Below are 17,284 nucleotides of genomic sequence, written 5' to 3'. Positions count from 1 at the left end.
TCCGATCCAGACAGGCATTCGATCCCAACCGAAAAGCGGCTTGACTTTTCCATTACTCAGCTGCCTCCACCCGGCGCGGCCGGTCGCGAAGAATACGGTCCACCTCCGCGGCACGATGCGCATAGGTATGTTCGCCGAGAACCCGTGCGAGCGCTCGCTCGCCGATCTGCTTCGCACGGGCAGGAGTCAGGTCCCGCATCAGCTCCACCACGTCCTGGCCGTCGCGGGCGACCAGCACCTCCTCTCCCGGCTTCAGGAAGAGTTCGATGCCTTCCCAGGCGTCGGTGATCAGACAGGCGCCGGCACCTGCCGCCTCGAAGACGCGGGTTGCCGGCGAAAACCCGTTCTGCGCCATGCTGTCGCGCGAAATATTGAGCACTGCATGCGGCGTCGCGTTGAAGGCGTTGTGATCGGCCGTCGGGACATGACCGATATAGGCGACGTTTGCGGGCAGCAGCTTGTCGTGCCAGCCGGCCCCGCCGAGCAGGAATCGCCGGTTGCCGAGTTGGGCCGCGGGCGCAAGGAAGAAGGCTTCCACCCGCGCCTCGCGATCCGGCAGTCGATTGCCGAGGAAGGCAAGATCGGCAGCAAAGCGCTGATCGGCCGAAACGCGATGATGCGTCTCCGGGTCGACGGCATTATAGATCGGAACGCATTGGCGGGCGCCAAGCGCGCGATAGGACCTGACGACCGGATCGCCGCCGCCATAGGTCAACACGAAATCGAGCGAAGGCAGTGCGCGCCGCAGCGGATGATCGGGGGAGGCTCGGAGCTCCTGAAGCGTGGCGGGTGCGTCGACATCCCAGAAGATTTTGAGCGCGCTTGGGCGTGCCGCCGACATCACTTCTTCAAGCAGCAGATCGTCCTCGAACCCGACACCGCTCGCCTTGATGACGATGTCGGCCTCGGCCGCCCATGCTGCGGTCCGCTTCAGCGCCGCAATCGTGCCCTCGTAGACGACCACCTTGCACCAGTCCGGCGGATCGATGTCGCGGTGCATCTGCCGATCATAGACGTCCGGTTCATAGAAAGTGATTTCATAGTTCCGCGCGGCCAGCGCCCGCAGCAGGCCGCGGTAATAGGTGGCCGCACCGTTCCAATAGGCCGAAACGAGGCTCGATCCATAAAAGGCAATTCTCATAACGCGGCCTCCTTCGTCGTGACGCCGTCACTCGCTGCGCTTTTCGGTCTATAGGAAGCGACTATGTGGAGAAGTTCGTCGACGCGATGCGCACAGGTGTGGCGTTTCCGGATCGTTTCCAGTCCGCTCGCCGTCAGTTCCTCAGCGAAAGCCGGTTCGGAGAGCACCTGGCACAGCAGGCGCGTCATCTCTTCTCCGCTTTGAGCGAACAAGAAGTCCCTGCCGGCGCGGAAAAGCCCCTCGGCATCGTTCCAGGGCGCCGAGATTAGCGGAATGCCGCAGGCAAGCGCCTCGAAAACGCGGATGGTCGGTATGCCGGGCAGCGCCTCCACATAGGGTCGCCGCGGAATGTGCACCGTCGCCCGGTGCTCGGCGAAAATGCGGGGGACCTCGGCGTTGGCGACCCAGCCGCCATAGGCGATTCCCGCCGCCCGCAGCGCCTTCAGTGCGGCGCCTGGATACCTGACGCCCCGCACCCTCGTCCTCAGCTTCAGTCGCCGCGCCGGCTCGACGAGGAAGGAGGCGATCTCCGCGCTGCGCTCGTCGTCGCCCCAATTGCCGATCCAGACGAGATCGCCAGTCTTCTCGACCTCCGGCATCGGGCGAAACAACGAGGTGTCGGCGGCCTCATGCCAGGTGAAGACATGCCTGCCCCAGCCGGCGCTGAGATAGCGCTCGCGCAGCGCCTCGCCGAAAGCCAGGACGAAATCGTAGTCGGTAAGATCAAGCCGGGCAATCTCGCGCCGCTGAGTGACGGCCCGATGATGCGTGTCGTGAAAAGCGAGTGTGAAACGGCCGCCATCGCGACGGATGCGTCCGAGCCGGGCGATCAAGGCCGGCTCGGTCCACTCGTGCACAACAACGACATCGGCCTCCCCGATCGCTGCCTCGTGATCGAAGTTCGCGTCGTAGCTCTCGGCGCGCAATTCGGGAAAGTGCTTGCCGAAGGCAGCGATCGGCCCGACGCCCTGGTCTGCGATCAGGTTCAGGCGGCTCCAGGAGTTGCTCGGCTCGAGAGCCGTCGCCTCGTGCCCGCGGCTGAGGAGTTCGCGCATGACGCCGCGCAGGAAATGCGCATTGCCATGGTTCCAGTCGGAGACGAGGGATTGGGTGTAGAAGAGGAACCGCATCGCTCACTCCGCTGCCGTCAATCGGATGGACCTGAGCATCGCCTGTCCATAGGCTTCGAGCATCCGCTCGCGCTGGGCCTCCAGCGTGAAGGATCGCGCTCGCGATCGGGCTTCCCGGCCAAGTTCTGCCCTGAGCCGAGCATCCTGTGCCAAATCGTTGACCGCGCTCGCCAGCGCCTTGGCATCGCCCGGATCGAAGAACTGCGCGGCACCGTCCCAGAGCTCCCGGTAGGTGTCGATATCGGCGAGCGCCAACGCCGCTCCGGCGCCAGCCGCCTCGAGGGGAGCCAAGCCGAATGGTTCGTAGATCGACGGCGAAACGACGATCGCAGCGCGCGACATGAGCGCCATCGCTCGCTCGTGGCTGAACTCGCCCCTGTGATCGGCCCGTTCGATGGCAAGGTGCTGCCCGTTCGGCCCGTCGCAGGCACCCGCCATGAGCACCGGCCAGCGGATCTCGGCGGCAGCCCTGTCCAGCACAGCGCCGTTCTTGCCCTCGTCCCACCAGCGACCCGCCGCAAAGACGAAGTTCGCCTTAGGGATCGTCCAGGCGTGATTGCGGCTGGCGTTGTAGACGACGGCAAGATTGTCGATCGGTCCATAGCAGCGCTCAAGCGCCGCCGCGTGGCTTCGACTTGGCGCCAGAACCACATCCGCACGGTCGAAGCCAAGCCGGTTGCGCCGCTTCTGCCAGAGCCACATCTCCGGCAGGCGGCCGTTCCGCACGGCCCCGAACCAGGTGACGACGCAGGAGTGAGAGACGGTGACGACGGGCACCTGCGAGGCAAAGCCGGCCGCCTGAGACGGCATGTTCAGATGCACGAGATCGACCGAATGCCTGAGCGACAATTCGCCCAGGCCAGCCGAGACGGCCTCCAGCGCGCTTTCGTCGTCTGCCATCCAATCCAGCGGCGCGGCAAGCCATTCGAGCAGGCCAACATGGGAAGCTTCGCGGCGTTGTGCCTCGGACGGCGCGGGACCGAAGCCCACGAAGACTGTTTCGATGCCCGGCTCGCGAAGGGCTTCGGCAAGATCCATCGCATAGCGCCAGACACCGCCGACCGCATCGACGCTCATCAGGATGCGCCGCGGCAGCCGCACCCGGCCGCCATGAGCGGAAGGCCGCGCGGCGGATATGGCACGGGCGGTCATGCGGTGATCCTCCGCGGCCGGCGCTGAAACTGGGCCTTGTTGACCCCGGCCCAATCCTGCAGAAGCCACGCATGCAGGTCGCGCAATCCGGCACGCCAATCGGTGTGGGGTCTCCAGCCGAGAGCATCCGCAAGTGCACGCGTGTCGGCGACGAAATACAGCTGGTCTCCGGCGCGCCAGTCGCCCTTCACCGTCCTCAGCCGGCGTGCCGTCACGCGCTCGATCTCGTCCACGACCTCGGCGAGGCTAACCGCATTGCCGGGACCGCCTCCAAGATTGAAAGCGCGTCCCGAAAGGCGGTCGATCGACGCCAGTATGGCCCTGTAGGCGGCCACCGCGTCACTGACATGGAGGATGTCACGGACCTGCTTGCCGTCGCCGTAGACGGAGATCGGCTCATTCGCGAGCGCGCGAATGAGGAAATGTGCGACCCATCCCTGATCCTCCGTGCCGAACTGCCGCGGACCATAGACGCAGCTCATCCTGAGCACCGCTGTCGGCAGCCCGAAGGATTTGGCATAGTCGAGCACGTACTGATCCGCGACGCCTTTCGAGCAGCCATAGGGGGTGCAGAAATCCAGGGGCTGCGCCTCTCCGACACCATATCTGCGCGTGACGGCATCGGCCGGCAGGTAGCGATCGCCGGCCTCATCCATCTCCAGACCCGTCAGCGCGCCATAGACCTTGTTGGTGCTGGCGAAGATCACCGGTGCGCGGCGTCCGGCGCGGCGCACCGCCTCAAGGACGTTGAGCGTACCGCGCGCGTTTGTATCGAAATCGTCGATCGGCTGCAGGAGGCTGGTCGTCACTGCCGTCTGCGCTGCAAAATGGAAGATCGCCTTTGCCTCCTTGAAAACCGGCTCGATGGCGGCGAGATCGCGGATGTCGGCAATTTCGGCGTGGACGGCACTGCCGTGATTTTCGATCAGCCACTGAAGGTTCCGCTCGACGCCCGGACGGCTCAGATTGTCGAGGACGATCACCTTCTCACCGTCGCGCAGGAAGCTGTCGGCGACGTTGCAGCCGAGAAAGCCGCTGCCGCCCACGACGAGAACTGCCGCCGTTTTTCCGGAAAGGGCGGGCGCTGGCACGCCGCCGCCCTTTTCAATTGTCCCGGCGCTCATCGAACGAGCCCCCGCGCTTCCAGATGCCGCTTCATTTCTGCGCCGCGGTCGATCGCGCCGACGCTCATGACCCAATGCGCGAATTCCGCAAGCGAATCTTCGAGCCTGTGTGCCGGCTGGAACCCGAGCAGGTCGCGAGCCTTGGAGATGTCGGCGAAGCAATTCCGGATATCGCCGGAGCGAGCCTTGTTCATGATCTCCGGCTCGAGATTCGGCACACCCATGGCCTCCGCCAGCAGGCAAGCGACGTCTGCAATGGCGTAGGCGTTGCCGCTGCCCACATTGATGACGTGCCCCGCCGCCTGCGGTTGCTCGAGCGCCAGCCGAAAGGCGCGCGCCACGTCGCGGACATGGACGAAATCGCGACGCTGCCTGCCGTCCTCGAACACCATCGGCGGTTGGCCGTTGGCAAGGCGGGATGCGAAATTGGCGAGCACGCCGGTATAGGGGTTGGAAAGCGCCTGTCCGGCGCCGAACACGTTGAAGAGACGGAGCGCTACGGCTTGCCTGCCATAGGCTTCGCCGAAGATCAGCACCTGGCGCTCCTGAGCGTATTTCGTCAGCGCGTAGATGGAAGCGAGGTCGACCGGCTTGTGCTCGTCCGTGGCAACGGGCCTGAGGCGCTCTCCGTTCGGTCCGAGCGGGTCCCATGCGCCGGGTCGGATATCGGCAGGCGAGCGTCTGGCATGCGGCATACGCTCTCCCGCGGTGGTCTCGTAAAGACCTTCGCCATAGACACTCATCGACGATGCGACGACGATGCGGCGGATCGGGCTCTCGATCATCGCCTCGAGCAGCACGGCCGTCCCAAGATCGTTGACACCCACATATCGGGCGATCTCGTACATCGATTGGCCGACCCCGACCTCTGCGGCGAGATGGACGACACAATCGATCCCCGTCAGCGCATCTCTCACAGCATCCGCATCGCGAATGTCGGTCCGTCGCATTTCCACGTCCGGCGCCAGCCTGATCTGCGCGTCTGCATGGACCTGCTCGTTGAGCGCGTCCAACACGCGCAGCTCGTAATTCCCTGAGAGAAGTTCGTCGACCACATGCCGGCCAATGAACCCGCAGCCGCCGGTGACAAGTACCTTTGTCATAACCGCTCCTGACGATGACCAATCAGAGATAGAGACAAAGCTCCAACAAACGTCTGCAACAAAGGTTCCTTCATCTATGACTTCTTCTTTGAACATGTACGTAGCTGATGATTGAACCGGTGAATGCCGCGCACGCCCAAGCTACAAACCTCGCTCTCCGCATGAGGTTCCCTAAACGCCCGAGATCGGCAGGAACAAAAGCCCCAAGCATGAAGTTAAGTGCCGAGGCGGCCGAGCGTTTTCCCGGCCGACGGCGAGGGTATGTGGGGATCTCTTTCATTTCGACATCCCGACGTCGCGCCGAGCCGCCGGGCATGCTCCATGTCAACAACGGAGGCAGGTATGAACATCAGGGCGCAGCCGAGGACTGACACCATGTCTGCGGCAATCGTCACCGGGCCGGGCGTTTTTCGCATCGACACATTGCCGCTGCCGGAGCCCGGCCCCGGGCAGGTCCGGATCAAGCTGCAAGGCTGTGGCGTCTGTGCATCCAATCTCGTACCTTGGGCGGGGCCGGAATGGATGCAGTTTCCGACCGAACCCGGCGCACTTGGTCACGAGGGCTGGGGAGTGATCGATGCGGTCGGCGAGGATGTGCATGGTTTCGTGGCGGGCGACCGCGTCGCGGCGCTCTCCTTTCACGCCTATGCGACGTACGACATCGCGGATCAGTCCGCGATCGCCCCCCTGCCCGCCGCACTCGCGGACCAGCCCTTCCCCGGGGAGCCTCTCGGCTGCGCCTTCAACATCTTCCGGCGCAGCGCCATCAGACCAGGCGAGACCGTGGCGATCATCGGCATCGGCTTTCTCGGCATTCTTCTCACGGAGCTCGCAAGCTCTGCTGGAGCGCGCGTCATCGCCATATCGCGCCGACCTTCCTCGCTTGCTGCGGCGAAGAGCTCCGGTGCGAGCGAAGTGATCGCCATGGATGATCATTGGCAGATCATCGACAAGGTGAAGCAACTGACATCCGGCGAGTTTTCCGATTGCGTCATCGAAGCGGTCGGCAAGCAGTGGCCTCTGGACCTTGCCGGCGAACTGACCAAAGAGCGGGGCCGGCTCGTCATTGCGGGTTATCACCAGGACGGCCCGCGTCAGGTGAACATGCAGCTCTGGAACTGGCGCGGGCTCGACGTGATCAACGCCCATGAGCGCGATCCGGCGATCTACATGCGCGGCATCCATGAGGCGATCGAGGCGACGGCCGCCGGGCGCCTGTCGCCGGCAAGACTCTATACGCACCGGTTCCGGCTCGAAGAGCTCGGCGCGGCGCTCAACATGACGCGCGATCGTCCCGAAGGCTTCATCAAGGCACTGGTGATCTACGATGAGTGACGCGACTCCGCTTGCAACGAGCCGGCACGCCGCCGGCCGCCCACGAGTGGGCTTCCTCGGCGTGGGGCGTATCGGCCTGCACCGCATGCGGGCGATTGTTGAAACCGGCGCAGTCGAAACAGCTGCGATATTCGACCCCACACCGGAAATGGCGGCGGCGGCACGCGAACTGACGCCCGATGCCGCCGTCGTCAATTCCCTTGACGCCTTGCTCGACGAGCATCTCGACGGCATTGTCATCGCCTCTCCAAGCGCACTCCACGCCGCCCAATCGATCGTGGCCCTGGAGCAGGGTCTGGCGGTCTTTTGCCAAAAGCCGCTCGGTCGAACGCGAGACGAGACCCTGGCGGTCGTCGAAGCGGCGCGGCACTCCGACAGGCTGCTGGGGGTGGACCTCTCCTATCGCTACACCGCCGGCATGCAGCGGATTCGTGATCTGATCGCTTCGGGCGAACTCGGCACCGTTTTCGCCGTCGATCTCACCTTTCACAACGCCTATGGGCCGAGCAAGCCGTGGTTCTACGACAAGGCGCTCTCCGGCGGAGGCTGTGTCATCGATCTCGGCGTGCACCTCGTCGATCTCCTTCTTTGGGTTCTCGGATTCCCCGAGGTGACTCGCGTCGGGAGCAGGTTGTTTCACAAGGGTGTTCCCATCCGCCGCGACGGTGAGGAGGTCGAGGACTACGCCGTCGCGACGCTCGAACTGGCAAATGGTGTCGTTGCCCGGGTCACTTGCTCATGGCACTTGCACGCGGGATGCGACGCGGTGATCAGTGCCGATTTCTACGGCACCAAAGGGGGCGCCAGCCTCAGAAACGTCGACGGATCCTATCTCGACTTTACCGCCGAACGGTATCGCGGGACGCAGCGGGAGGTGCTGGCGTTTCCCCCGGACGACTGGGGCGGACGCGCCGCGGCCTCCTGGGCGGAGCGTCTTGCCGCAGGCGAGCGTTTCGACCCGGACAATAGTTGTTTCGTCGCCGTGGCCGAGGTCCTCGACAAAATCTACGGGAGATAGCGCGTTCACGGCCTTCAGTTCGCGCACCCTTCGATGCGCCGGAGCAAGAGCTTCGCGTAACGCGCGACGACAGCGTCCAGCCGCGGAACCTCGTCGAAGGCGGCGCCAAACTTTGCGGAGGTCCAGAGCCCGAGTTGGAAGGCCAGGTAGAAGAGTTCAAGAGCCTTCTGCAATTCCGCGTCGACGGCACGCCCGCATCTGTCGGATACGACCGCCCGCAGAGCGGCCGTTTCCTGTGGCGTCAGGTCGAACTCGACGGTGGCGCCCGCGACATCCCAGGCGATATCCTGAGGCCCGACGAGGTCGTGGGCGGCACTGTGGTCGAGTGCATCGGCCTTCAGGAAGCCGTTTTTGCCGGCCAGCCACTCCCATCGGTGAAGGCGGCTGTCCGTATCGACGGGCATGACCGGAAGATCATCGCGCAAGGTTCTAGACAGCAGTGACTTGAGCCGGGCCGCGACGGCTTCGCCAAACGCTTCTCCCGTATTGGCGACGGCCATCTCGCAGAGCATTGCCAAGGACGCGCCGCGCGCCGCCGGCCGCGGCAGACGCCGTGCCCGAAACGCTAAATACCGCCCGAGATGTTCAACGAACTCCGTGCGGTGAAAGTCGCTTGGCGCGAGCGGTTCCGCCACGACCCACTTTTGAACCAGGAAGCCATGGCAGAGACCGAAGACCGGCGGCGTGAACCCAGCCTCCGCCAACAACCGTGCGTTTTCGAGTTTGCGCTGGCCGACGTCACCGAGACCCGCAAATTTCACGAGCCATGTCCCATCGGCCGTACGCGCCAGGAACTTGCGCCGCTCGAACCGGGGATCGGCGGGCGGCCAGGATTTCTGCCTGCCCTGCAGCATGCTCCGCCAACCTCCCCCGGAAATCTCTTGAAGCGGCTGGCGGAGGGGGCCGACAAGCTCGCTCACCCAAGCGTCGAGCCGTTGCGGTGCTGGGCCCCCGCCCAAGACAAGCTCATCCAGATCGACCACGTTGCGGGGGCGCGCTGCCCAGCGTTGGTGATGAGCCTGGCTCGCTTCCGGTCCAAGCTCTCCCCGGTGGCCGGGAAAGAAGTGGACACGACTTTCGCTGACGCCATGCTCCTCCAGCCAATCCGCCACGCTTCCGAAGGAGCTCCCGGAAAGGCCGGGGCCTTCGTCGACGATCGCGAAATCGGCTGTCCTGTCCCGCAGGAGCTGTTGTGAAAGCTGCGGACCGACCTGGATTTTTCTTCGGAAAGGATGGCCGACCGGGCGCACAGTGATCGGTGCTGTCGCTCCGATCGCAGCGGCAACCGCCGCCGAAAGGCTAGTGCCGATCGAGCGAATGCCGATCACGACAGTGTTTGCCCCCCGCCCGGAGCGCCTTGCCGCTTCCATGTAGCATTCGGGATAGAGCGCATAGAAGGCATAGCCCTCGCCCTCCTTGATCGACAGCGGCAGCGGCGCCCAAAGCTCTTTTAGTAATGCCCAAACACGATCTGGCAGGACCAAGCGACCGGAGAATCCCTGAGACCAGGATTGGGCGACGAGCCGCGCGAGATCGAGAAGCAGAACGCCAGACGTTTCGCGCCTGGCCGAGATCTCGTCCACGCCGAGGCTCTCGAACTCGAGGTCCGACAGCCCCTGCACCAGTTCGCCCGCCTTGATGAAGATGCCGACCAACGCGGCGTGCCGTTCCAGGCCCGGCGACCGGTCTTCGAGCGCCCGCAACTGTGCTGCGATCGTCTCGCACAAAATGTCGGCCCGCTCGCGGCGCTTCGGATCACCGTAGACCAGCATCGCTCCGCCCATTGCTCTTCATTCGCGTTGAACGCGCAGCACCTGTTTTCGATCCGCGGGATGCGTGCGAACCAAAGAGGGAACCATTCCGCCGTGCGTGGGTTTGGCGAGCATTGTAGATGCTTTGCGGGAGTGCGGCGATGCGATCGAAATCCATTCGAATCGGGCTGGTCGGAGTCGGCAACTGCGCGTCCTCGCTCGTCCAGGGGCTCACTTTCTACCGCGACGCCAGGCAAGAAGAGCCGGTGCCGGGACTGATGCATGTCAATCTCGGCGGCTACCACATAAGCGAAATCGAAGTATCCGCCGCCTTCGACGTTGCCGCATCGAAGGTCGGCCGCGATGTTGCCGAAGCGATCTATGCGCCTCCGAACAACACGTTCCGTTTCGCAGACGTCGCATCGACCGGAGTCACGGTCCAGCGCGGCAGGACGCTGGACGGGATCGGCCGATATCTGCGCGAGGAAATCGCAGAATCGGAGGCTCCCGCCGTCGATGTCGCCGAGGCCCTGCGGCAAAGCGAAACGGATGTGCTGGTCTCTTACCTCCCGGTCGGCTCGGAAGTGGCAACGCGCTGGTATGCTGAGCAGGCGCTTGCCGCCGGCTGCGGTTTCGTCAACTGCATCCCCGTCTTCATCGCTTCCGACCGGTCCTGGCAGAGGAAATTCGCCGAGCACGGCCTGCCGCTGATCGGCGACGACATCAAGAGCCAGGTCGGCGCCACCATCGTGCACCGGCTGCTCGCCAATCTCTTCCGCGACCGGGGCGTACGGATCGACCGGACTTATCAGCTCAATTTCGGCGGCAATACCGATTTCCTCAACATGCTCGAACGAGAGCGGCTGGAATCCAAGAAGATCTCCAAGACGCAATCGGTCGTCAGTCAGATGGATATGCCGCTTGCTCCCGGAGACATCCATGTCGGGCCGAGCGACCACGTGCCTTGGCTCGCCGACCGCAAGTTCGCCTATATCCGTGTCGAGGGCACCACATTCGGCAGCGTTCCGCTGAATGTCGAACTGAAGCTCGAAGTCTGGGATTCGCCGAACTCCGCCGGCGTGGTCATCGATGCGGTGCGATGCGCCAAGCTCGGTTTGGACCGCGGCCTCGGCGGCCCGCTGATCGCCCCCTCAAGCTACTTCATGAAATCACCGCCCCGGCAATTCACCGATGCCGAGGCGCGCATACGGCTCGAAGAGTTCATCGCAGGCGACACCGACGCACTCCGGGGAGCGGCCGAGTGACGACCACGTTCCTTCTGGTGCGGCACGCCGCTCACGACAGGATCGGCAGCTTCCTTGCGGGGCGGACGGCAGACGTTCCGCTTGGACCAGCCGGCCGGGAACAGGCCATGCGCCTGGCGGCGCGGCTTTCCCGCGAGGACGTCGGCGCGATCCATGCCAGCCCGCGCAAGCGCACCCAGGAAACGGCCGCGGCAATTGCCGTTGCATCCGAAATTTCGGAGGTCGAAACCGCCGATGCGCTGGACGAGGTGGACTTTGGCGCGTGGTCCGGCAAGACCTTCGACGTGCTGAACACCGACCCGCATTGGCATCGGTGGAATTCGATAAGAAGCCTGGTGCGCGCACCGGGCGGAGAAACGATGCTGGAGGTCCAGTCGCGGGTGCTGGCGCTCGTCGAGAAGCTCGGCCGGCTCGAACGTGACGGAAAAGTCGTCCTTGTCAGCCATGCCGACGTCATCAAGGCCCTGGTGTGCCATGTGCTCGGCCTGTCGGTAGACGCCTGGCCCCGCTTCGAAATTGCACCCGCCTCCATCTCCACCGTGGTGACGGGCGACTGGGGGGCAAAGCTACTGACATTGAACGAAGACGCATGGTGAGCGTCTCGGGCATCCCGAAAGCGCAGTTCGTTGAACCTGGCCGGTCTACGGCAGTTCGGAGGTACTGATGATCGAAGCCGCAATGATCTGGAACGAGCCGAACAACAAGTCGCATTGGGATCCGGAGATCGATCCTGATTGGAGCCGCTTTGCGCATATGGCGAAGCTCGCCGCGGACGCCATCGGAAATGTGAATCCCAATCTCACGAAGGTGCTCGGCGGCATCTCGCCGATCGATCCGGGCTTCCTGACGCTCATGGAAACCTATGGCGTGCTCGATCACGTCGACGCCGTTGCCGCCCATGGCTTCCCGCTCGACTGGAATCTCTGGCAGATCCACGAATGGCCGCAGAGAATCGACGAACTGCGGAGCGTCACCAATCTGCCGATCTGGGTAAGCGAGGTCGGCGTCTCGACGTTCGGGGCCGAGGAGGTGCAGCTATGGGGGCTGAAAAGAACCGCAGAGCTGCTCAAGGATAGGGTCGAGCGGGTTCAGTGGTACAGCCTCTACGATCTGCCGCGCGCTTGGCCGGCCACCACCCGGCACAAGGAGGCGGAGGGCTCTTCCTATTACCGGCATTTCTACATGGGTCTTCTGCGCGAGGACGGCTCGCCGAAGCTGGCGCTTGAGGAATTCGCACGGCACACGCCGGAAGTCGGGCTCGTGCAATGGTTCCATTTCGAGGACCCGCGGCTTGACGACGCCGTCCAATGGATGAAGCGCCTCGGCGTCACCCATCTGCGCACCGGCCTCTCCTGGGCCGATCGATTCCGGCCGGATGCGCTGGCGTGGTTCGATCGCCAGATGGAGGCGCTCGAGGATTTCGGCGTCACCGTCACGTATTGCTTCACGCCGGAACACAGGGGTCTCGCCCCGCACCACACGAGTGCACCGATCGTGCCGGAAGAGTTTGCCGAGTTCTGTGCCGAGATGACCGAGCGCTATGCACCTCACGCGTCGTCCGTCGGCGCCCGAGATCAGCCTCCGGTTTCACCCCGCCCGGCGATGCGATCGATGAGCTTTCCGACCCAGCCCCGCGAATAGGTGACACCCTGGTAAAGGGCGAGCATCGTCGAAGCCCAGCGTGTATAGAGCCATGGCATATGCAGTGCTCTAGCAAGCCAGAAAACGCGATGGCTCCCAGCGCTGATTGAACTGCGCAACAAGTAGACCAGCATGCGCCGTGCGGACACGCCGCGCCAACTTGGCGCAACGCGCTTGTTCGGCCTTATCCCGGCACGCGGCCAAGTCAGGCGGAAGGCGAGCCCCTCGCGTCGCTGCCTGAATCCGGCCGCTTGGGTTTGCACCACGAAATCGGCATCGACCTCATTGAGATCCAGCCGCCCTTCGCTGGCGGCATCATCGATGAGCCGCCGCAGCAAGGGAGAGCGAACGACAACGACATTCGTGCCCCGACCGTCGGAGGAGTAGGGTTCGACCCAGGCATCCCCGAAGGAAATGTCCGCCGTCTCGGCGACCACGTCATCGCAGAAGTTGCAGGCGGAGTTCTGGAAATATCCGGCTCCCCAGTCGCCATCGACGAGATGCCACCAGTCCTTGCTCCTTGAACTTCCGTCCTTGAGCCGCAGGTGGGCGGTGTACCAGTTCGCCGGTCTGCTGAAGTCCTTCAGCCGGAAGTCGACACCCGCAACCTCTCGCATTCTTGCCTGCAGCTGCCAGGCGAAGCTTTCGACGAAGCGCGCGCTTTTCATGTGCCCGCAAAAGAGACCGAGCGTGAAGGCGATGCGCTCGCGCAGGACCGGATCCTGCCGGCAAAGCAGATGCACGGCCTTGACGAAGCACGGAATGCCGACCACCGCGTAACGCCCGGGGCGGCGCCTGATTTCGTCGAGAACCGCCGACATCTCGACGGGATAGTAGCGCGACTTGGCACCGCTTCGAACGTCTCCCACCCCTCGCGAAATCCGGTAACGGAAGAGCGGTTGGCGATCACCCTCGCCGTCGGAGCGGGGTACCACATGAGCGACGCCGTCGACCATCTTCCTTGCCAGAAGCTCGGCGGCCGTCCAACTCGTCATGCCGCCGGAACTGCCTTCCGCCCGATAGTTCGCCTCGCGGACATGGCCGACATAGGCTGCCTCGAACCGCCCGATCAGCGGATCGCGGTACTTGGCCGATGGGAACCGCTCGTCGGCGATTTCGTCCTCGTTGGTGGCATGCGGGGAGAAGGGGCAGAGCGCAGCGAAGTTTGTCGAACTTCTTGCCGCTGACTGGCCTGGGATGCTTGGCTTGAATTGACCATAGCGATCGAGGCGCATGGTTGCATTGCTGCCGCTGGAGCTCGCCGCACAGGCTCCGCACCCGATGCACAAGCCGGACTGAGCGATCCGTCTCGGAGTGAGCCTGGAAGAGCCAGGCGGGATTTTCGGCGGATCAGTCGAGGACATGATCCAAGTAGGCCTGTGAGCGGAGGCGATGCTCCGCGAGCCGCGCTGCGATGGCCGGATGCGGTGCTTCGTCCAGAGCAGCTCCATAGTCCCTTTCACCCGCCCCTTCCGAAATGACGTGGCGTTCTGCGCCGACGAGTTGCGTTAGGTCGTGGATCTTGTTCCAGCGGTAGTCCGACATGACGCAGGCAAAAGCCTTGGAGTAGATCAAGGAGAAGACGCAACCATGGAAGAAATTCGTCACCACCGCCGCAGCACCGGCTATGAACCCGGCGAAATCGAACGGCCCGGCGTCGATCCACTGCTCGTCTGCCCAATCATTCCGATAGCCGACGCTGACGAGCCTGACCGCGCGTGCTTGCGCCCAGTGTCGAACCGAATCCTTGAACCAGTTGGGGAAGGAATGACCATAAACGGCAGCGTAAGGGCGCGGGAGTCTGTTTCTCGAAACCTCCTGGAAAGGCGTGATTGCCTCGGGAAATTGGAGACACGGGTCGAGGACAAGCGTTGCCTCGCGTCCGACCACATGCTCGATAATCGTCTTCGAGTTCTCGTCCCGCACGGAAATGCTATCGAACTTCCGCAGCCCCTCCGCCCAGAAGTTCTCAATCCCGCTTGCAGCGGGATGGTTCCCGAAGGTCGCGGCATAGGAGACGATCCGCCGCGCGGCGAGGCTATCGCCGTAGAACAATCGGCATCCTCCATACCAGGGATGACGCAGATTCCAGACCTCGTCGCTGCCGACGATGACAAGGTCGCAGCCTTCGATGCCGGTTGGATCATCCAGCGAGAAGGCATCGCTGAGGGGAAGCCCTTCAACAGCCTTCAAGAACTTCCTGATCTTTGAGGCGTAGAGCGGAGAGTCGGCAGGCGAAGTTCTGACCGGCAGCAGGGGTTGCAAGGCGCAGCGCCACTCGGCCCGACTGACGCGATCGGAGCTGTGGTTGAGAACGATCGGGTCTCTACCGCGAGAACGCAGCCCGTCGATCAAACAGCGCGTCTGCCAGAACGAGCCGTAATTGATGCAGCGGTGAAATGTCAGGACACCCAGTTTAGCCAATGGCCGGATCCTCTGCGCCTCTAACCGGCCGGACATAAGGAGGTTCCCGCGAGCCTCGCCGCAGCCGAGCGACTCAAAAATGCAGGGCTCCGGAACTGGGTGAGGAACATAAGGGCGCCCCCGGGCATTCGACTGCGGTCTTGGGGTGAAATCATGTCGCTGCTTGGTTGGATTGTCGGTCGGCGTCTTGCGAATCGGGAGCAGCCGGGGCGGAAGATCGGCGCCTTCGAGGGCGTGCCTGCAATGGGCCTCGACGGTCTGGGATCTTCGGCTTACGGGCCGGAGGCGGCGCTCACGATCCTGATACCCTTCGGCGCGGCCGGACTAGTCTACATAGGGCCAATCATGGCTGCGATCATCGCGCTGCTCATGATCCTCTATCTCTCCTATCGCCAGACCATTGCCGCTTATCCGAGCAATGGCGGCGCCTATATCGTCGCCAGGGAAAATCTCGGCCGGAATGCAAGCCTGCTTGCGGCCGCCGCGTTGATGGTCGACTATGTTCTGAACGTCGCTGTCGGCATCTCGGCCGGGGTCGCGGCGCTCGTCTCCGCCGCGCCGGCCCTGCACCCATACATTTTGCCGCTCTGCCTCGGCATCCTCGGGCTGGTCACGATCGTGAACCTGCGCGGCACGCTCGATGCCGGCCGCCTGTTCGCGCTTCCGACCTATATCTTCGTCGCAAGCTTCTTTGTCGTTCTGGGTATCGGCGTATGGAAAGCGCTGAATTCGGACGGCAACCCCGAACCGGTTATTCCGCCTGCCGCCCTCCCCGGCGCCGCGGAAACCGCTGGCGCCTGGCTGCTGATGCATGCATTCGCCAGCGGATGCACGGCAATGACGGGTGTCGAAGCGGTCAGCAACGGCATGAACGCCTTCAAGGACCCGCCGGTCAAATACGGCCGCCGGACGCTCGCGGCGATCTGCGCCATCCTCGGACTGCTGCTGGCGGGTATCGCCTATCTCGCCGGCAACTACCGCATCGTCGCCATGGATCAGGAGAAGGAGGGCTACCGGAGCGTGCTTTCCCAACTCGCCCAGGCGGTCGTCGGCGACGGGCTGCTCTACTATCTGACAATCGGCAGTCTGCTCTGCGTGCTGGCACTCTCGGCCAATACGAGCTTCGTCGGCTTTCCCCGCCTCTGCCGGACGGTCGCCACCGACGGTTTTCTGCCCCGCCCCTTTGCGGTCGTCGGCCGGCGGCTGGTTTTCTCCATCGGCATCTTCTACCTGGCGGCAACCGCCGGATTGCTGCTGTCCGCCTTCGGCGGCATTACCGAGCATTTGATCCCGCTCTTCGCGGTCGGCGCGTTCCTCACCTTCACGATCTCGCAGACAGGCATGGTCGTGCACTGGATAAGGGCGCTGCGCAATGAGAACGACCCCGGAACGCGCACCGCCCATCGCGCCCACCTTTTCGTCAACGGGTTGGGCGCAGCAGTTACGGCCGTGGCCCTGGTGGTGATCATTGCGGCGAAGTTTACCGAGGGAGCCTGGATCACCGTCCTCGTCATTCCCGCCGTGATCCTGTTGCTCAGGTCGATCCGGCGGTATTACGTCCGGCTCGACCGTACGCTGCGCAAGGCGGGACCGATTACCCTTGACCGCATCGAAGCACCGGTCGTGCTGGTCGTCACGGAGCACTGGAACAAGCTTGCCGACAAGGCGCTCAGCTTCGCATTCCGCCTTTCGCCCGATGTGCTTGCCGTTCACGTCACGGCACTTGAGGGCGATGATCAGGATGACGAGCGTAGAATCCGCGCGCTGTGGGCCCGGGATGTCGACAGCCCGGCGCGGGCCGCCGGAATCAAGCCGCCAAGGCTTCTTCTCCTCAAATCCAACTATCGGCTGATGCACGATCCGCTGCTGCGGCTGGTCAAGGAACTGCAGGAGGAGTTCGCGGGCCGAAGCATCGCCGTGCTGCTGCCGGAAGTCGTCAAGACGAGCTGGTGGCAGACGCTTTTGCACACCCATCGCGCCCGGCGCCTGCACTCGAAGCTCCTGCGCTTCGGCGGCTCCAGCCTCGTGGTGATCTCGATGCCCTGGTATCTCGAAGAGCCCGAGATCGAGGAGGGCATCGTTTCAGAACAGCAACCGGAACCCGAGCTTTCGGCGGTTGCCGCGGAACTCGCCGACGGAGCAAGGCCGCGGGACTAGGGACAATCGCGGCTCCTGGCGCGGGCGAGGAACCGGTGGAGGC

At 63.8% G+C, this 17,284-nt stretch carries 14 protein-coding genes; 6 read left to right on the top strand and 8 right to left on the bottom strand.

Annotation, left to right across the window (positions count from 1 at the left end):
- Nucleotides 1-52: 52 nt before the first annotated feature.
- The 5 genes from CO676_RS15685 to CO676_RS15665 are packed head-to-tail and all read right to left on the bottom strand — an operon-like array spanning nucleotide 53 to nucleotide 5,650.
- Nucleotides 53-1,141 (bottom strand): glycosyltransferase, encoded by a 1,089-nt coding sequence (locus CO676_RS15685; RefSeq protein ID WP_097521744.1) that lies wholly within the window; start codon nucleotides 1,139-1,141, stop codon nucleotides 53-55.
- Nucleotides 1,138-2,271, bottom strand: a complete 1,134-nt coding sequence (locus tag CO676_RS15680) for a glycosyltransferase (RefSeq protein WP_097521743.1) — start codon at nucleotides 2,269-2,271, stop codon at nucleotides 1,138-1,140. The genes CO676_RS15685 and CO676_RS15680 overlap by 4 nt, the downstream gene beginning before the upstream one ends.
- A 3-nt stretch (nucleotides 2,272-2,274) precedes the next feature.
- Nucleotides 2,275-3,423 (bottom strand): glycosyltransferase family 4 protein, encoded by a 1,149-nt coding sequence (locus CO676_RS15675; RefSeq protein ID WP_097521742.1) that lies wholly within the window; start codon nucleotides 3,421-3,423, stop codon nucleotides 2,275-2,277.
- Nucleotides 3,420-4,547, bottom strand: coding sequence for an NAD-dependent epimerase/dehydratase family protein (locus CO676_RS15670; RefSeq protein WP_097521741.1), 1,128 nt, complete (start codon nucleotides 4,545-4,547; stop codon nucleotides 3,420-3,422). The genes CO676_RS15675 and CO676_RS15670 overlap by 4 nt, the downstream gene beginning before the upstream one ends.
- On the bottom strand, nucleotides 4,544-5,650 hold the full coding sequence (locus CO676_RS15665) for an NAD-dependent epimerase/dehydratase family protein (protein WP_097521740.1): 1,107 nt from the start codon (nucleotides 5,648-5,650) through the stop codon (nucleotides 4,544-4,546). Before CO676_RS15665 ends, CO676_RS15670 begins: the two co-directional genes overlap by 4 nt.
- A gap of 342 nt (nucleotides 5,651-5,992) precedes the next feature.
- Between CO676_RS15665 and CO676_RS15660 the strand changes: the two genes are divergently transcribed.
- Together CO676_RS15660 and CO676_RS15655 are read left to right on the top strand one after the other, a co-directional pair.
- A complete protein-coding gene (locus CO676_RS15660; protein ID WP_014765765.1) occupies nucleotides 5,993-6,985 on the top strand; it encodes a zinc-binding dehydrogenase in 993 nt (330 codons plus the stop codon).
- Nucleotides 6,978-8,003 (top strand): Gfo/Idh/MocA family oxidoreductase, encoded by a 1,026-nt coding sequence (locus CO676_RS15655; RefSeq protein ID WP_097521739.1) that lies wholly within the window; start codon nucleotides 6,978-6,980, stop codon nucleotides 8,001-8,003. Before CO676_RS15660 ends, CO676_RS15655 begins: the two co-directional genes overlap by 8 nt.
- Nucleotides 8,004-8,017: 14 nt before the next feature.
- Here the strand turns inward: CO676_RS15655 and CO676_RS15650 are convergent, their stop codons facing one another.
- Nucleotides 8,018-9,775: a hypothetical protein gene (locus tag CO676_RS15650; RefSeq protein ID WP_179875497.1), complete on the bottom strand. Its 1,758-nt coding sequence runs from the start codon at nucleotides 9,773-9,775 to the stop codon at nucleotides 8,018-8,020.
- Between the two features lie 140 nt (nucleotides 9,776-9,915).
- Here CO676_RS15650 and CO676_RS15645 point away from each other — a divergent pair, with 140 nt between their 5' ends.
- The 3 genes from CO676_RS15645 (at nucleotide 9,916) to CO676_RS15635 (ending at nucleotide 12,660) form a co-directional block, all read left to right on the top strand.
- A complete protein-coding gene (locus tag CO676_RS15645; RefSeq protein ID WP_097521751.1) occupies nucleotides 9,916-11,019 on the top strand; it encodes an inositol-3-phosphate synthase in 1,104 nt (367 codons plus the stop codon).
- Entirely contained in the window at nucleotides 11,016-11,615 is a 600-nt protein-coding gene (locus CO676_RS15640; RefSeq protein ID WP_097521737.1) for a histidine phosphatase family protein, read from the top strand. Before CO676_RS15645 ends, CO676_RS15640 begins: the two co-directional genes overlap by 4 nt.
- A gap of 67 nt (nucleotides 11,616-11,682) precedes the next feature.
- Nucleotides 11,683-12,660: a beta-xylosidase gene (locus tag CO676_RS15635; protein WP_097521736.1), complete on the top strand. Its 978-nt coding sequence runs from the start codon at nucleotides 11,683-11,685 to the stop codon at nucleotides 12,658-12,660.
- Here CO676_RS15635 and CO676_RS15630 read toward each other — a convergent pair.
- Together CO676_RS15630 and CO676_RS15625 are read right to left on the bottom strand one after the other, a co-directional pair.
- Nucleotides 12,594-14,024, bottom strand: a complete 1,431-nt coding sequence (locus CO676_RS15630; protein ID WP_080605689.1) for a Coenzyme F420 hydrogenase/dehydrogenase, beta subunit C-terminal domain — start codon at nucleotides 14,022-14,024, stop codon at nucleotides 12,594-12,596. The genes CO676_RS15635 and CO676_RS15630 overlap by 67 nt on opposite strands.
- Nucleotides 14,011-15,084, bottom strand: a complete 1,074-nt coding sequence (locus CO676_RS15625) for a polysaccharide pyruvyl transferase family protein (protein WP_179875496.1) — start codon at nucleotides 15,082-15,084, stop codon at nucleotides 14,011-14,013. Before CO676_RS15625 ends, CO676_RS15630 begins: the two co-directional genes overlap by 14 nt.
- 153 nt (nucleotides 15,085-15,237) lie before the next feature.
- Here CO676_RS15625 and CO676_RS15620 point away from each other — a divergent pair, with 153 nt between their 5' ends.
- A complete protein-coding gene (locus tag CO676_RS15620) occupies nucleotides 15,238-17,241 on the top strand; it encodes an APC family permease (RefSeq protein WP_014765773.1) in 2,004 nt (667 codons plus the stop codon).
- Nucleotides 17,242-17,284: the final 43 nt, after the last annotated feature.

Source organism: Sinorhizobium sp. BJ1 (genome assembly GCF_002531555.1).
Lineage (GTDB): Bacteria > Pseudomonadota > Alphaproteobacteria > Rhizobiales > Rhizobiaceae > Sinorhizobium > Sinorhizobium fredii_B.
The sequence above is the reverse complement of the archived record's forward strand: the minus strand, read 5'-3'. Positions and strand labels throughout refer to the sequence as shown.

Excerpts from the sequence above, each read along its gene's own strand:
- CO676_RS15620 (WP_014765773.1), top strand. The coding sequence starts at position 15,238 with ATGTCGCTGCTTGGTTGGATTGTCGGTCGGCGTCTTGCGAATCGGGAG.
- CO676_RS15670 (WP_097521741.1), bottom strand. The coding sequence starts at position 4,547 with ATGAGCGCCGGGACAATTGAAAAGGGCGGCGGCGTGCCAGCGCCCGCC.
- CO676_RS15685 (WP_097521744.1), bottom strand. The coding sequence starts at position 1,141 with ATGAGAATTGCCTTTTATGGATCGAGCCTCGTTTCGGCCTATTGGAAC.
- CO676_RS15660 (WP_014765765.1), top strand. The coding sequence starts at position 5,993 with ATGAACATCAGGGCGCAGCCGAGGACTGACACCATGTCTGCGGCAATC.
- CO676_RS15645 (WP_097521751.1), top strand. The coding sequence starts at position 9,916 with ATGCGATCGAAATCCATTCGAATCGGGCTGGTCGGAGTCGGCAACTGC.
- CO676_RS15655 (WP_097521739.1), top strand. The coding sequence starts at position 6,978 with ATGAGTGACGCGACTCCGCTTGCAACGAGCCGGCACGCCGCCGGCCGC.
- CO676_RS15630 (WP_080605689.1), bottom strand. The coding sequence starts at position 14,024 with ATGTCCTCGACTGATCCGCCGAAAATCCCGCCTGGCTCTTCCAGGCTC.
- CO676_RS15675 (WP_097521742.1), bottom strand. The coding sequence starts at position 3,423 with ATGACCGCCCGTGCCATATCCGCCGCGCGGCCTTCCGCTCATGGCGGC.
- CO676_RS15635 (WP_097521736.1), top strand. The coding sequence starts at position 11,683 with ATGATCGAAGCCGCAATGATCTGGAACGAGCCGAACAACAAGTCGCAT.
- CO676_RS15650 (WP_179875497.1), bottom strand. The coding sequence starts at position 9,775 with ATGCTGGTCTACGGTGATCCGAAGCGCCGCGAGCGGGCCGACATTTTG.
- CO676_RS15680 (WP_097521743.1), bottom strand. The coding sequence starts at position 2,271 with ATGCGGTTCCTCTTCTACACCCAATCCCTCGTCTCCGACTGGAACCAT.
- CO676_RS15665 (WP_097521740.1), bottom strand. The coding sequence starts at position 5,650 with ATGACAAAGGTACTTGTCACCGGCGGCTGCGGGTTCATTGGCCGGCAT.